Below are 13,756 nucleotides of genomic sequence, written 5' to 3'. Positions count from 1 at the left end.
TAGGGATCTGGCCGCTGCGCCAGCGCTCAGAACTTGTGGCGCATGCCGAGCCGCAGTAACACCTGATTGCCGCTCGACGAGGCAGGAATACTGATGATCGCCGCGGTGGCGGAGTCGCCGGTCGCGTGCATGATGATCGACTGCACATACACGTCGGTCCGTTTCGACAGGAAATAGTCGAAGGTCAGATTCAGCTGGTGGTACTTGTTCGCCCCCAGGGTCGTCAGCCCATAGCCAATGCCGTAGACCTGCGCGACGTTCGTATAGGAGAACCCACCCTGGTAGTTGCGGAACATCGCGGCAGGCAGTCCGTTCGCCGACTCGTACTGCGCCTGCGAGTACACGCCGTATACCGTCACTTTTGAGAACTGATAGTCCGCGCCCGCGCCCCATGTCCGCAGCTTGCTGCCGCCGACATTGACCGGCGCCGCCGAACCCACCAGCGGCGAAATATCGAGGGTGGTTCCGGCGATCTCCGTATAGGCCGCTCCCGCGCTGAAGTTGCCGCGCGAGTAGACACCCGTGAAGCTGTAGGTGCGCCCCTTGCCATTGATATCGCCGGCAAGGTTGGAGAAGCCGTACATCGCCCCTAGCTTGAAACCGGCCAGATCGGGCGACATGTATTTGACTGAGTTGTCGACGCGCTGCCCGCTCATCCGGTCGTTATCGAGCGGATTGTTCGCGTAGCCGCCAGCCGACCATGTCGGCGTGTAGTACGACTCGAGCGTGTCGCACATGAAGTCGTATTGATGCCCGGCGGTCAGCACGCCCCAGCGGTCACCGGACAATCCCACCCATGCCTGGCGGCCGAACAGCGCGCCGCCCTGCCCCAGCTTGCCGTTCTGCAACTGGTAGCCGTTTTCGAGGTCGAAGATGGCCTTCATGCCGCCGCCCAGGTCTTCAACTCCTTTGAAGCCGAGGCGGTTGCCCTGCATGACACCAGTGTCGAGAAACGGCACGGAATGGCCGCCCTCGTTACTGGCCCAGGTAATACCGGCATCGATGATGCCGTACAGCGTGACTGCGCTTTGCGCGTGTGCGGCCATCGACATGCCGGCACAGGAGCCGGCGAGGAGCGTGGTGGCGGCAATTTTTTTAGGCGTCGGTTTCATCGATCGCGATCAGGTTAGGGTGAGACGAATGCGTCAGGCGAATTGAGGGAGACGCGCCACAGCACCGCGCGTCGGCGGGTGAACCGGCTGCTTTTCAAAACGAATCGTCTAACTGCGCGCCCAGCCGCGCGTCTTACTGCGTCCTGCTGTGATCCGTGACCTGACGCGCATCGCCTGCGTCCGGGTTCAAGCGTGCTGCGTGCACGTCCGCGAGGCGCTGCGGCGCGGGCAGGAACAGCACGATCAGGCTGCCGGCCACCGCACAGGCAGCCACGCCGAGCATCGATATCGCCGTGTTGCCGGTGAGGTCCTGGGCAACCCCCATCAGGTAGGGGCCGAACAACCCGCCGAGTGCCGCGAGCGCGTTCATCAGCGCGAAACCCGCTGCCGCGGCGCGGTCCTTCATGAAATTCGAGGCCAGCGCCCACACCAGCGGCGTCGCACCGATGAAGGCCGCGGTGGCGAGCACGATGCCCGCGATCGAGAACAATGGCCGTCCGGTGAAGGCCACACTGAAAACCAGTCCCACTGCCCCGGCGACACACGCACCGGCGATGTGCCAGCGCCGTTCACCGAAACGATCGGAGCTGCGCCCGAGCAGGAGCATCGCCACGCCGGAGGCGAGATAGGGAATCGCGGAGATCAGACCGATGGTCCGGTAGTGCACAAAGCCGGCGGCCTTGATGATCGTCGGCGTCCAGAACACCACCGCATAGATGCCGAGATTCAGCGCGATGAGCACGGCGCCAAGCAACCAGACCTTGCTTTCGCCGAACGCGTCCCGGATGCGTGCGCGCTGATGCGTGCCGCTACGGTCCGCTTCGACGATCGCGAGCAGGCGTTCCCGCTCGGCCGCGTTCAGCCACTTCGCTTTGACCGGCGAATCCGCGAGGCCGATGAAGACCACCGCCCCGACGATCAGCGCGGGAATGCCTTGCAGCAGGAACAGCCATTGCCAGTTGCGCAGCGAGCCGACGTTGGTGAACACGTCCATCATCCAGCCGGACAGCGGACCGACGACCACGCCGCCGGCCGCCGCTGCCGTGATCAACAGCGAGATTACGCGTCCATGCCGGCGTTTCGGATACCACTGGGTCAGGTAATAGACCACGCCCGGCAGAAAGCCCGCCTCGGCCGCACCGAGCAGAAAACGCATCGTGTAGAACGCCGCCGGTGTCTTCACGAATAGCGTCAGCATCGAAATCGCGCCCCACGTCACCATGATTCGCGCGATCCACGTCCGGGCGCCGACGCGGTACAGGATCAGATTGCTCGGCACCTCGAAGAGCAGGAAGCCGACGAAGAACACGCCCGATCCGAAACCGTAGACCGCCGCGCTGAAATGCAGATCGTCGAGCATCTGCAATTTGGCGAAACCGATATTGACGCGATCGATATACGCGACGATGTAGCTGATGAAGAGAATCGGCATCAACCGCCACGTCACCTTGCGGAACAGGTCGGCGTCGCGTGTGGTTTCAATGGCGTCAGGCATCGGCAGTGAGGATTGGGCGGTTGGCATGAAGGCTGGTCGCTGGTCGTGTAGCTCGAAATGGAACGGCGAAGGAAACGACGGCGTTAAAACGAAAACCCGGATGAAGCGGCCGCGTTCAGGTCATGCTCACGCGCTCGATCAGGTTGCCGATGAAGCGCTCGCACTGGTAAAGCTGATCGAGCGATACGTACTCGTCGGCCTTGTGCGCCTGGTCGATCGAACCCGGTCCGCACACGATTGCCGGTACCCCGGCGTTCTGGAAGAACGACGCTTCGGTGCCGTAGGCCACCTTGCCACCGCGGCCATGCGCGTCGCCGAGGAGCGCCATCGCAAGACGGTGAATTTCGTCCGCCTCGCTTACGTCGAGCGCGGGAATGTTGCCCACGCATTCGAACGAGACGTCGGCCAGCCGGTTGCGGGCGCGCATTTTCGGCAACACGGTGCCGTCCACGTAGTGTTTAAGCGCGTCGATGAAGCGGTCTGGCGAGACACCCGGCAGGAAGCGGTACTCAAAGTAAAACTCGCAGTCGGCGGGGATGATGTTGCGGCCATTGCCACCTTCGATCGTGTTGGTCGAGATGGTCGAGAACGGCACGTCGAAACCGTCGATACGCTCGCCATGCGACTCTTCTTCCTCCGCAAGATCCTGAATGCGCGAGATGATTCGCGACGCGTACTCGATCGCATTCAGCCCCTTTGGCGTCAGCGACGAATGCGCCGCGCAACCGCGCACGTGGCACCGGTAGATGCGCCCGCCCTTGTGGGCGGCGATCACCCGCATGCCGGTCGGTTCGCCGACGATGCAGCCCGACGGCGTCAGTCCCGCGTCTTTCATCGCCGCGATCAGGCCCGGCACGCCGAGACAGCCCACCTCCTCGTCATAGCTCAGCGCAACGTGCAGCGGTTCACGCAGCTTCGCCGTGCCGAAGCGCTGGGCCTGCGCCAGCACGACACCGATAAACGCCTTCATGTCGCACGCGCCGCGGCCATACAGACGGCCGTCGCGAATCTGTGCCGCGAAGGGATCGCTGGTCCACGCCTGGCCATCCACCGGCACCACGTCGGTATGACCCGACAACACGACGCCACCGGGCCCGTTGCCGAAGCTGGCGAACAGATTCGCCTTCGAGCGCTCCGCGTTGTAGTCGTAACGAAGCGTCGCGCCGGCCGACTCGAGACGGTCCGCGGCCCACTCGATCAACGCCAGGTTGGAGTTGCGGCTGGTGGTGTCGAAACCGATCAGCTGAGTCAGGCAATCGAGCGTTGCTTGCGAGGGCCTGGCGTTGGCAGCGTCTGTCATCTGGAATCCCCGATACGGTCAAACTGCATGCGTGTTGCACCCTCGCGGGCGCATGGCGCCTGCGATCGATGCGAGTCAGAAAGAACAGCGACGAGAGCCGCTAGCCGGTCTGTACGACGGGCTGGGCGACGCGTGCGATAAACGGTGCGAGACGGTCCATGGCTTCGCTCAGGCTAGCGTCGCTGCGTGCATAACAAAGCCGGATCTGGTGTGCCGACTCGGCGCCAAAGGCAATCCCCGGTGCGAGACCGACGCCGGCTTCGAGCACGGCCCGCTTGCAGAATTCGAGCGTGTCCGTGACGCCTTCGATCTCGAACATCAAGTAGAACGACGCGAGATTGGGCACGACCTGCACGCCGGGCATCTGCGCGAAACGGTCGAGTACGATCTGACGTCCGCGCCTGCACCGCTCGACGAACGACTTCACGAACGGTTCGCCCTCGGTCAGCGCGAGTGCGGCAGCTTCCTGCGAGAAGACCTGCCCGCCGCTCGTATTGAACTGAATCAGTTTTTCGAAATCCGCCGTCATGCTTTCGGGGAAGATCATCCAGCCCATGCGCCAGCCCGTCATCGCCCAGGCTTTGGAAAAGCTGTTGACGACAAAGACGGGGTCGTCGGGTTGCGCGATTTCAACCATCGAAGGCGCGTAGTCGCGATCGTAGACAATGCGCTGATAGACCTCGTCGGCGATCAGCGCAATGCCGCGCTGACGCGCAAAATCGAGCAGGCGCTGCTGCTCCGCGCGTTCCATCATCCAGCCGGTCGGATTGCCAGGTGAAGCGAAATAGATGGCGCGGGTGCGGCCGTCGCAGGCCGCAAACAGTTGCTCCAGATCGAGCGACCAGCCGCTTTCGTCATGGCCGAGCTGCACCTCGCGCACTTCCCCGCCGAGAATCGAAATGGCGCGCAGGATGTTCGGCCACGAGGGCGTGATGCAAACGACGTTATCGCCCGCGCCGACAATCGCCTGCGCGACCAGCATCACCGCATTCATACCGGACGATGTCGCGGAAATCCGGCCATCGTCGATCCCGACGCCGCACAGACGCGCGTAATAGTCGCGAATGGCCTGGCGCAGCGGCGGGATGCCGCGATTTTGCGAATAGAACGTCTTGCCTTGGGCCAGCGCGGCGCTGGCCGCGTCGCAAATGAATGCCGGGGTCGGCAGGTCGCTCTCGCCGGCCCACAGGCCGATTACGTCCGGGCGGTCGATCCCGAGCCGCCATACGTCGATGATGGGTGAATCCTCAAGCGCTGAGATCGTCGGCTTCACGATGCGCGCAGCCTGCAATGCGTCTGGCACGGCTAGTTCCTTCCTGTTTGATGAGGCAATCCTCCACGAGGGATCGCCAACCCGGGGCTTCGAACTAAATTCAACATTCTGAATTCAGATTATTTGCACATAATTTAGGTGTCAAGCTTTTCCCGGCTAGGGGTCTCTACGGATAGGTGGCCGTTGGGGGCCAGAAGGCTTGTGGGGGTTGACTTGCAGGGAGGGCGGCGGCGCTTGCTGATAGGTGCGGCGCCGGGAAGGAGGTCGCGCCGCATGGGGCTTGCGGGAGAGGAAGACGGATCAGGGAGGGCGCAGATAGGGAGAAGTCAGCGGGAAACGCCGGATACCCGGACCGATCTCAACAGGTCGCGTATGGTCAGTACTGCGGCGGCCGCGGGTCAACGCCGCCGATGGCGTTGGCGAGCACTGTCGAGGTTCGTTTTCTGGTGGTGGAAAGCTGGTAGCGACTCGAACGCACTATGCTTGCGTGAAGGCGCCTGCTGCGGAGATGGCGATGGATCTTTACCAGGCGATTTACCTGGTGCCGGGGACCGGACTCGAACCGGCAAGCCGTGAAGCGGCGGATTTTAAGTCCTTACTCACTGTATGGAAGCACAGGCTACTGACGTGGTTTGCACGGCGCTATAAGGCTTCGCGAGGTATCACTATACTGTGCATGCGAACAGTGTTAGGCAGGTTTGGGGCAGAAAAACCCACACCCATCTCGTCCCTGTGAACGCGGGTGAATTGATGTCCTTGCTCCTTTAGGTTCTCAAAGCAAGGGGGGGCGAAGACAATGATTCCGATGGGAACGCTGAACAGAAGGAACGACAATCCCGCTGCTCCCGACCGTCAAGAACGACGTACTGCGCAGCCAGATTGGAAGGCTGAGGATCAATCACGCGTCAATGTTCAACCGTAGACATCGGTTCATCTACACCAGCGGCAGGCACGTTAATCCAACACGACACGACACGCAGGAGCGATTCTTATTGACAAGCCTCTGCCCGGTGTTAAATTGAAGTTGTGCCCGAGCAGTAGGCCGCCAGTTCCACGGAATGGATCAGTGAGGGTTTAGCGCACTGAAGGCATACATAACGGCCATCATTGCGTATAGCCACGACATGATGATGTAGAAGTTTGGCATTACAAGCACTCCTAATAGGTTGTAGTCGAGCGGTACACCTGAAAGTTCGCGAGACCCAAGGTGTGCCGCTTTTTTTCGAAGGCACAAACTATGCTGCCCTCAGAAACAATCCTAAACCCTTTTAAATTTTATTTCACGGGCTGCGTCGAGAAAATCGCGCCGTGCCGCCCTTCCTACAAACATCATTTGAAAAAATGACTTCCGCTCTTGACACTCTCCAGCGTTGCGCGGCTTGCTGGCTAAGCCTTTGCGAGCTCCGATCCCGTTAGACGGAACGTCAGGCGCCCGCGGAAAAGTTGCGTGCGAGTTCGCACTGTTTGCCCATCTTGTGCACATTGTCGATGCGAACTTAGTACGGTCAATCTCATAAATCACGTTTTCATGGTCCAGAAGCGAACCGATCGCCTTCAATCCGTTCTCCATCTGGCGAATGCATCGGCCGCAGTCAAATCAGGCTGCGATCCGATGGTCGTAGTAAGGCCGTTCGCGGTCATCAAGAATCGCGTACAACACCGCAAGGTTCGACGGATCCGGGTTGAGCCACACGTCGACGTTCTCTGGCTTGATCGGCACTATGCAGCGGTCGTGGCCGGCCGCAGCCACCTCGGGCGGCGGGTCGTCTGTGATTGCGGCAAAGGACCATAGATCGGGCTCACCAGGTATCGGCGTGCGAGACCACAGGCAGGCGACCAGCATCTGTTGCGCCGGCGTCGGATCGAACCGCAATACGACGTTGGTTCCGTCGCGATCGACATTCTCGTAGAAGCGATTGACGACCATGATGCCGTGGTTGTGACCGAACAGCTTTCCCCAGACCCGTCGCAGATTGTTTCGTCGAGCGTTATAGGTGCCCGGCTTCTCCCTCTCCATCGTCTCAGTCCAGCCCGGTAACCGGCAGCGATAGCGCATAGGAACAACGACGCGCTGGCCGTCCTGAACGATCATCACCGGCGCATACCAGCCAGGATAGATCCGGGAGTCGGAATCGTTCATGTTCGTACGGTTCAGATCGGCGAGGCGGCGCACCGCCGCATCGATCTTGTCGGTTGCGATCCGCTTGCTCTCAGTGGCCGCTTTCGTCGTCTTCGTTTCAAGTACGCGCTCAGCATCGGTGAGCCGCGTTCACTGCTTAAAAAGTTCCTGTTCGAGCTTTGTCGCGCGCAGCGCCTTGGTTTCGGCAATCAGCGCCTGAATGTTCCGCTCGTCGTCCGTCTGGGCCTTCGAAAACGCCGCCTCCATGGCCAGCGGGAGTTTCAGCTCTCGCCCGCCATGCTCCCAGTACAACTCCGCGAACTCCCGGAGGCTCATGGCGGCACCGAACATCTTCACGTACTTCTTGTAGTCCGCTTCAATCTGGGCCGAATAGCACATAGACACCTCCCTCGAACCTTCCAATGATAGTGCCAGATGCAAACGTCAAAATCCTGGATATACTACTGTACATCCATACAGTATTTTGACGACCTTACGTGAAAGGAGGGGCGATGTACGTATCCGACTTGAAGGGGCCTTGGCTGGACTACTGGGTTGGCCGCGCCGAGGGCATTCCGGATTTGAAAATGCCAACCCAATGCGAACCGGTCCTGAAATTCTCTTCGGACCTGGCGCTCGCCCAGCCGATCATCGACCGCGAGCGCATATATGTTGGATCAATCTGTGACTCCGAGCTTGGCAATCTGGCGATTGCCTGTATCGGAGAATCAGACGGGCGTTTTCTGCCACCTTCGGAGGATGGTTATTGCCTGGGAGACACGGCTTCTGAGGCTGCCATGCGCTGCTATGTTTACAAGAGGTTCGGCCCCGAAGTGGCGTAGCCCAATCCGGCGCCGATAAAATTGAGTCCGCACGCTTGTGACACTCCCTCCCTTCACCCCACCAACCCTCGACGAGCTGCGCCAGTGGTATCGGCTGCATAGGGAAAACGAAGTTATCTGGCGATTGATCCTTGAGGTTCAACATGGCCGCCAAACCTTGGCCTGCCTGAATACGCTGCTCACTCAAACTGCGCGCGCCGCGCGCCGCGCTGAGTTTGGGCGGCTCACCGGCGAAGCTGCACCACTGCTAAACGCATGCTCGGTTGCCGAAGCGGAGATGTTTCGTATTGGCCCGATCGGAGGAAAAGGGAAATTTGGCACGCCGCCAGTATTGACCGGCGGTGCGGAGGGATTCGATTACGATCCGGACGATCCCGTCGACCGCGCCGCGTGGCAGGCTGCGATGGCGCACCGGAAACGTCGCTAGCGGCATCTGCATTCCGTCGTGCGGCTTTGATCTGCAATGTTTCGGCAAGCATGATGTTGAAACTACGTCATGGCGGTCGCTCGCGTGATCATCTGTTGAATCTGCGGGGTTGCGTGGATCGGCTGCAACTCGACCTCTGGATGTCCTTTGGCGTACACGCGGAATATCTCGTCCGCGAACGCCTGCCCGACCGTCTCAACGTCCGAAAAGTCGAAAAGTACAATTTTGAACCGATCAACTCTAGCCAGAAGACGCTGAGCCTGCGATCTAGACACCAAACCCTCTTGGCCAAAACGCGCTAGCTTCACCGGAACAACAGTTTTGCTGAATGTGTATTCGTCCGGCATCGAGTATTCGTCAAAGACCTCTTTGAGAGTGCGCTGAGTATGGTTTCCGTGCGCCATCCACACCAGCGTGCCAGCCTTCTCTTTGTCTCGTTCGAAGAGGAAATCCTCTTCGCCATCTTGGTGATCGAAAAGCAATCCGCCCGAGGTAATTTGAAACATGTCGAATGCCCTTGCGGAAAAAAATACTCCTTCGCCAGAATGATTCTCCGGGTCAGTTGTCAATTTCCCCTTGGCAAGCTCCAAGATCGCTTGACGCTCGTCAGGGAGTTTACAGATTCTCGAGATGCGCTTGAAGATTCCCTCGCCATTGTCATCCATCCAAACTGATGTGCAGCCGGCGCGGATGTTTGAGCTTATCTTCACCTCCGTTCCCTGCGAGTGCTCACGAGCATTATTGAGTATCTCAGTGAACCCGTATTCCCATATGCTCAACGCCGCCTCTCCCATGTATTGCGAAAAGGCGGGCCGAAAATGTTCGCTCCATACGACATGCTCTTCGAGGCCATCTAACGGCAGCGTTACCGAATGCGTAAACAGTGTTTGCTGCTCATAGGTCTTAGGACGTACTCCCGCCCCCTCAGTTATCAATCCCTGCCTGACCAGGCGGGACAGTATCTGCGAGGCTGCCTGCCTGCTAATCCCCCTAGCATCTTGAATTGCCTTGCTGAGAGGTGAAGGGTTTCGATGATCGAAATTAGCCCATAAAATTCGGCTGATTTCGGGATCAAGCTGCTGCAAGTGCATCATCAGCTCGGTCGCTGCTTCATTTTTCATGTCAATTTCGCCTCAATGCTATGTCAAGCAATTGTATCCTGCCTTGACATAGGCATAGTACCAAAAATGACGGGACCACACGGTTAAGAATGTCGGAAGATACTTCGCAGTTCGATCACTTGCCCGTCGGTTTCCAGCCGCACTGCTTCGCACCGGCCAAGTCGTGCGCCAGAATTGCCCTGGCAGTTTCGTCGGTGAGAACGTCACCCTTGCTCACATAGATCGGCTTTGTCCAGTCGCACGCCGTATCAATGAACCGGGTCTTGACCTGAACCAGCGGCTCCCCGCCCTGCGTCTTCGCCTGACCGGCTCCATTCGTTGCGCAACTGGTCAGCAGCGGACCCAGCAGGCAAAGCAGCAACGTAGTTTTCAACATCGGTTCTCTCCTTCTGTGCGGCGGCGCCCTGCTGGGCGGCCGCCGCGTTCGCTTGAGCCTCGGCGTCACGCACCTCGGCGGTTTGGATTTGCGCTTTCGCCGCGGTTGTTTGCGCCTCGGCGACTTTCTGATTAGCGGATGCAACCTTCGCCTTGGCATTGAAATGTGTGATGGCCGCGAACACCGCGGCGAGTGCGACGCCGATCCACGGCCCGGCTTTGAGTAGCAGCTCGATCATTTCCCGTCCCTCATTAAGTAAGCGCGCCAAGTGACGCAACGGCCTGCGCATGAAGCATTGGCCATGTGTCTGGCTTCGGCTTGCCCGGCCGCCAGACGCGTTGATACAGCGCCCATGATTCCGAAACGTCACCGACGGCGGGCAGCGCCTTGGGGTCAGTGAAGAGCCCAAGGCGCGCGACGCCAGCAGCGAGCACGTCGTCGCGGTCCAGGGCGCCATAGATCGCAACGGGGTCGAACGCGACGCCGCGCGCGGCGCAAAGGACAGACAGCCAATAGCGGCTAGCGGGGTGCAAATAGAAACCCCAGACACCACCACGCGTCTTCTCGGTGCCCTGTTCGCACTGCCAGAAGCCGCGCGCCGGGCCGCCGATCTGTTGGCGGTATATGAAGCGCGACTCTTGAAGGCCAATCGACAGAAGCATCACGCGCGCTTGCGGTGTGTCCATCTGCGGCGGGAGAATCGCGAGTGCTGGCGCGATAGCGGAACGAATGACGTCACTGAGTACCATCGTCGACCTCCTTCGCCACGCGCCGGATCGCCGTGTAGCGCACTGCCACGATCGACGCGAACAGAATCGCGTAGGCGATCGCCTGTTGCGCGTGCGCCGGAATGATCGACTTCAGGTCGTCGGGCACGTTGTGCCAGGCGTCGCGAATCACCGGCCCAAACGCCGAGACCGTCGCGAGCACAGACGACAAGATGACGGTGCCGCGCTTATGCAACTGCTGCCAGCCATCGGCCAGCGAAATCTTGAATTTCATCGAGTCCATCCCCTTGTATCTGGCCGCACGCCTGCCCGGTTGTAGAGAAGCTGGTCAAGCTTCTGGTTCGTGTCTTTCACGTCTGAGCTGATGCCCTTGAGCTGCTCCTTCACGTCGCTCCGCAGCGCGGCCTGATCCCGCTCGACAGCCTGGAAGTGAACCTCCTGCTGTCGGTCGTGCTCCTCGAGGAGTAGGACGCGCTGCGAAACGTTGTTGTAGAGACCGATGCAAAACACGGTGGCGCCAATAGCGCCGCCAATGACCGAGAGGACCGTCGGAATGTTGATCGTTCCGTCGAACCAGCTACGGCGAGAATCGGGAGGTTGTTGTGCTACCGACATGCGGTCTCCTTCTGTGCCGCGAATGGGCATAAAAAAACCGCCCGAAGGCGGTCAATAAAAAGCCAGCCCTAGGGCCGGCGTCCTGCTCTCGCTGTGTCTCTTACTCGACGATCTCCGCGCCGGCGAACACATATCGATTGGTGTATGTCGGAGTGCGGTCGTCGGCCGGGGCTGCGGCGGCAAGCTGCGCTTCTGCATAGGCAAAGGCGTCTTGCCCATCCGGGGGTAGCCCGTCGACAACGATCTGCTGCGAATACAACGGTACCTTGCCGGCCGCCTTCATGTCCGCACTCAAGAATGAAGAGACCATCGCTGACGTGTTCTGCCCCACCTTGTCGAGGGTCACGAGCTGAGCAACGTGATAGCTGGCTGTGGCGCCGGTAGCCGGCGTCAGATAATCCTTTTGAAGCGGCATGTGTTCTCCTGCGGATTGCTTAGGTCGATGGGCATAAAAAAAGCCAGCGGCTAGGCTGGCTTTCTTGGTCGGGCTTGGGTTTTATTTCCCTGCTGCTGAGGCGCCGCTTGTCGGGCTGGCTGCTGCAGCTGCGTCCTTGTAGCCAGCAGCAATCGAATCGGCAATCGCCTGAACCCGGAGATTCTGTAGATACGCGTCCGGAGAGCGGCAATCGCTACCCAGGTGGGCCAAATCAGGCGATGGAACCGCCTTCCCCGACGTGTCAAACGAGATCGTCAATGGAATCTGCCCGATGATCTGGACCGGAGCCCCGTCGTTCGACGCCCTGGAAACCGCAACATCCAATCCGATTGCGGCCGAATAGCGACTGTCACACGTCTGGATCGGCACCACAGCAAATACAGCTTTTCCGGCTACGGCCGCGCGTTTCGAAAAGACCGTCAAGTCTTGTGCGAATTGATCCATCGCCGCCTGCTGCGCTGGATCGGTGGCGGGCGTTACCATATCGTCAAGCTGAAAATTCACGATCATCCATTCACTCGGATCGGTCTTGAACTGATCTGGCGTCGGCGGTAGGCCGTTGTTCTCGCCCATTACGATCTGATGCAAGGTCGTGCCGTCCATCACTTTGGCCGAGATGTTGGCGGTCACGCCGCGTGCAGCCAACGCGTCTTGCAGGGTCTGAACTGTCGCCTGGACATCCGAAGCGCCAGATGCGGACTGCGCCGCGTCAACCTTGGAGACTGCGCTCAATTGCGCATGAGCCACGGCAGGTGCGCTCGATACGAGCGGCTGACCGTACATGGAGATAGTCAGGGATTTTGATGCGGGCTGAACATTATCACCGCCCCCGCCTCCGCCGCATGCGGCCACACACAGCGCAGCGAAAATGCAAGTCAAGATTGTTTTGATCATTGTTTTCTCGGTTTAGTTGTTTTGTGAGACCCATCGCGCAGCGAAAAAAGTTTACACGAAATTACGATTTGCTATCAAAGATTACTAAGATCGATTGCCATAAATCGCCAGTCGAATGCCGTCCCATAGCCGGCATCATTCGAGGGGTGCGAGGTATTGCCGACCTGGTAATAGCCATAGTGGTGAACGACAGTGCCCCCCGCGGTATTGAAGCCGCTGAGGTTGTACCAACCGTTGTTGTTACCGCCGGTCGGAAATGACTGCATGGCGTTCTGTATAGCGGCAACCCCAACCTTGGAAACTCCGTACGAGAACGAATAGTCTCGGGAATCAATATGCCCCCACTGCCCCCATCCTGTTCCCGGGGCGTCGTGAATGTTTCCGGTCTCAACGCCGAGAACGCGAGCGAGGCGCTGCCGAGCATCGGCTATGAGTGTCCCGTTTCCATCAAACACCTGCAGGCCATATCCGGCACCCGAAGGCGCGGCCGCGGCCGACTGGTCAAACACAAACACTTCCACCGTGGTCGCCACACTCGACCACACCTGCACGCTCCAGGAATTGACTCCAACGCTCCAGCATTTCAGTATTGTTGCGTTCGCGGCCGAGCAATAAATTGCGATTAGCGGCGCAACTGCAGCAATTGAAAGTGTCGCGACGTTGGCCGAGAACTGATACATGTTTCCGCTGTTCGCCTTGCCGGCATTAATGCTGCCGGGCCCGGTCGTCACGACGATCTTCTGCCGAAGCGCATAGTTCTGCGTGAGCCCATCTATCTGCACCAAACCACTATCTGTCCATGCTTGAAAGCCAGCGGTCATTAGTACGATCCGTAGAAGAGAAAGCCACTTGCAAATGTTTCATAAGAGCCGCTACGGGGAGGCGGGTAACTCCATGAAAGAACGCTCCCATTAAACGAGAAGACGGGGAAAATGACACCGTGATCCAAATAACCGTCGCCGTTAGATTTCTCCGGCTGGAAGGAAACCCATCCGCCCTGGGAAAACCTCCCGTCAGT

General features: G+C 59.4%; 14 protein-coding genes and 1 pseudogene. 2 read left to right on the top strand and 13 right to left on the bottom strand.

What is annotated here, in order from left to right:
* Positions 1-26 precede the first annotated feature (26 nt).
* From GH665_RS06680 to GH665_RS06660, 5 genes and pseudogenes are all read right to left on the bottom strand, one after another.
* On the bottom strand, positions 27-1,112 hold the full coding sequence (locus GH665_RS06680) for a porin (RefSeq protein ID WP_153135197.1): 1,086 nt from the start codon (positions 1,110-1,112) through the stop codon (positions 27-29).
* A gap of 133 nt (positions 1,113-1,245) precedes the next feature.
* Positions 1,246-2,634 (bottom strand): MFS transporter, encoded by a 1,389-nt coding sequence (locus GH665_RS06675; protein WP_153135196.1) that lies wholly within the window; start codon positions 2,632-2,634, stop codon positions 1,246-1,248.
* An 88-nt stretch (positions 2,635-2,722) separates the two neighbouring features.
* On the bottom strand, positions 2,723-3,907 hold the full coding sequence (gene argE, locus GH665_RS06670) for an acetylornithine deacetylase (RefSeq protein WP_153135195.1): 1,185 nt from the start codon (positions 3,905-3,907) through the stop codon (positions 2,723-2,725).
* Positions 3,908-4,007: 100 nt separating this feature from the next.
* A complete protein-coding gene (locus GH665_RS06665) occupies positions 4,008-5,210 on the bottom strand; it encodes a pyridoxal phosphate-dependent aminotransferase (protein ID WP_167530924.1) in 1,203 nt (400 codons plus the stop codon).
* 1,567 nt (positions 5,211-6,777) lie between these two features.
* Positions 6,778-7,698, bottom strand: a pseudogene (locus GH665_RS06660) (SOS response-associated peptidase family protein).
* Between the two features lie 113 nt (positions 7,699-7,811).
* Between GH665_RS06660 and GH665_RS06655 the strand changes: the two are divergent.
* Complete coding sequence (locus GH665_RS06655) at positions 7,812-8,141, top strand: phage protein NinX family protein (protein ID WP_153135193.1); 330 nt, start codon at positions 7,812-7,814, stop codon at positions 8,139-8,141.
* Between the two features lie 37 nt (positions 8,142-8,178).
* Positions 8,179-8,568, top strand: a complete 390-nt coding sequence (locus tag GH665_RS06650; protein WP_153135192.1) for a hypothetical protein — start codon at positions 8,179-8,181, stop codon at positions 8,566-8,568.
* 62 nt (positions 8,569-8,630) lie between these two features.
* Here the strand turns inward: GH665_RS06650 and GH665_RS06645 are convergent, their stop codons facing one another.
* The 8 genes from GH665_RS06645 to GH665_RS06610 form a co-directional block, all read right to left on the bottom strand.
* The gene (locus GH665_RS06645; RefSeq protein ID WP_217361867.1) at positions 8,631-9,689 is read right to left on the bottom strand and encodes an STAS-like domain-containing protein; all 1,059 of its coding nucleotides are present in this window, start codon (positions 9,687-9,689) and stop codon (positions 8,631-8,633) included.
* 248 nt (positions 9,690-9,937) lie between these two features.
* A complete protein-coding gene (locus GH665_RS06640) occupies positions 9,938-10,354 on the bottom strand; it encodes a hypothetical protein (RefSeq protein WP_153135191.1) in 417 nt (138 codons plus the stop codon).
* Entirely contained in the window at positions 10,317-10,814 is a 498-nt protein-coding gene (locus GH665_RS06635) for a hypothetical protein (RefSeq protein ID WP_153135190.1), read from the bottom strand. Before GH665_RS06635 ends, GH665_RS06640 begins: the two co-directional genes overlap by 38 nt.
* Positions 10,801-11,067: a DUF7940 domain-containing protein gene (locus GH665_RS06630; protein WP_153135189.1), complete on the bottom strand. Its 267-nt coding sequence runs from the start codon at positions 11,065-11,067 to the stop codon at positions 10,801-10,803. The genes GH665_RS06635 and GH665_RS06630 overlap by 14 nt, the downstream gene beginning before the upstream one ends.
* On the bottom strand, positions 11,064-11,408 hold the full coding sequence (locus tag GH665_RS06625; protein ID WP_153135188.1) for a hypothetical protein: 345 nt from the start codon (positions 11,406-11,408) through the stop codon (positions 11,064-11,066). The genes GH665_RS06630 and GH665_RS06625 overlap by 4 nt, the downstream gene beginning before the upstream one ends.
* A gap of 100 nt (positions 11,409-11,508) precedes the next feature.
* Positions 11,509-11,823 (bottom strand): hypothetical protein, encoded by a 315-nt coding sequence (locus tag GH665_RS06620; protein WP_153135187.1) that lies wholly within the window; start codon positions 11,821-11,823, stop codon positions 11,509-11,511.
* Positions 11,824-11,904: 81 nt separating this feature from the next.
* Positions 11,905-12,738 (bottom strand): hypothetical protein, encoded by an 834-nt coding sequence (locus tag GH665_RS06615; protein ID WP_153135186.1) that lies wholly within the window; start codon positions 12,736-12,738, stop codon positions 11,905-11,907.
* Between the two features lie 74 nt (positions 12,739-12,812).
* Positions 12,813-13,559 carry a hypothetical protein gene (locus GH665_RS06610; protein ID WP_153135185.1) on the bottom strand — a complete coding sequence of 249 codons (747 nt, stop codon included), beginning with the start codon at positions 13,557-13,559 and terminating at the stop codon, positions 12,813-12,815.
* Between the last annotated feature and the right edge of the window lie 197 nt (positions 13,560-13,756).

Origin of the sequence: Paraburkholderia agricolaris (genome assembly GCF_009455635.1) — a bacterium.
GTDB lineage: Bacteria > Pseudomonadota > Gammaproteobacteria > Burkholderiales > Burkholderiaceae > Paraburkholderia > Paraburkholderia agricolaris.
This window is presented reverse-complemented; position numbering and strand designations above follow the sequence as displayed.

Coding starts and splice junctions, on each gene's coding strand:
- GH665_RS06610 (WP_153135185.1), bottom strand. CDS start 13,559: ATGACCGCTGGCTTTCAAGCATGGACAGATAGTGGTTTGGTGCAGATA.
- GH665_RS06625 (WP_153135188.1), bottom strand. CDS start 11,408: ATGTCGGTAGCACAACAACCTCCCGATTCTCGCCGTAGCTGGTTCGAC.
- GH665_RS06615 (WP_153135186.1), bottom strand. CDS start 12,738: ATGATCAAAACAATCTTGACTTGCATTTTCGCTGCGCTGTGTGTGGCC.
- GH665_RS06645 (WP_217361867.1), bottom strand. CDS start 9,689: ATGAAAAATGAAGCAGCGACCGAGCTGATGATGCACTTGCAGCAGCTT.
- argE (WP_153135195.1), bottom strand. CDS start 3,907: ATGACAGACGCTGCCAACGCCAGGCCCTCGCAAGCAACGCTCGATTGC.
- GH665_RS06655 (WP_153135193.1), top strand. CDS start 7,812: ATGTACGTATCCGACTTGAAGGGGCCTTGGCTGGACTACTGGGTTGGC.
- GH665_RS06640 (WP_153135191.1), bottom strand. CDS start 10,354: ATGCGCAGGCCGTTGCGTCACTTGGCGCGCTTACTTAATGAGGGACGG.
- GH665_RS06620 (WP_153135187.1), bottom strand. CDS start 11,823: ATGCCGCTTCAAAAGGATTATCTGACGCCGGCTACCGGCGCCACAGCC.
- GH665_RS06635 (WP_153135190.1), bottom strand. CDS start 10,814: ATGGTACTCAGTGACGTCATTCGTTCCGCTATCGCGCCAGCACTCGCG.
- GH665_RS06675 (WP_153135196.1), bottom strand. CDS start 2,634: ATGCCAACCGCCCAATCCTCACTGCCGATGCCTGACGCCATTGAAACC.
- GH665_RS06630 (WP_153135189.1), bottom strand. CDS start 11,067: ATGAAATTCAAGATTTCGCTGGCCGATGGCTGGCAGCAGTTGCATAAG.
- GH665_RS06680 (WP_153135197.1), bottom strand. CDS start 1,112: ATGAAACCGACGCCTAAAAAAATTGCCGCCACCACGCTCCTCGCCGGC.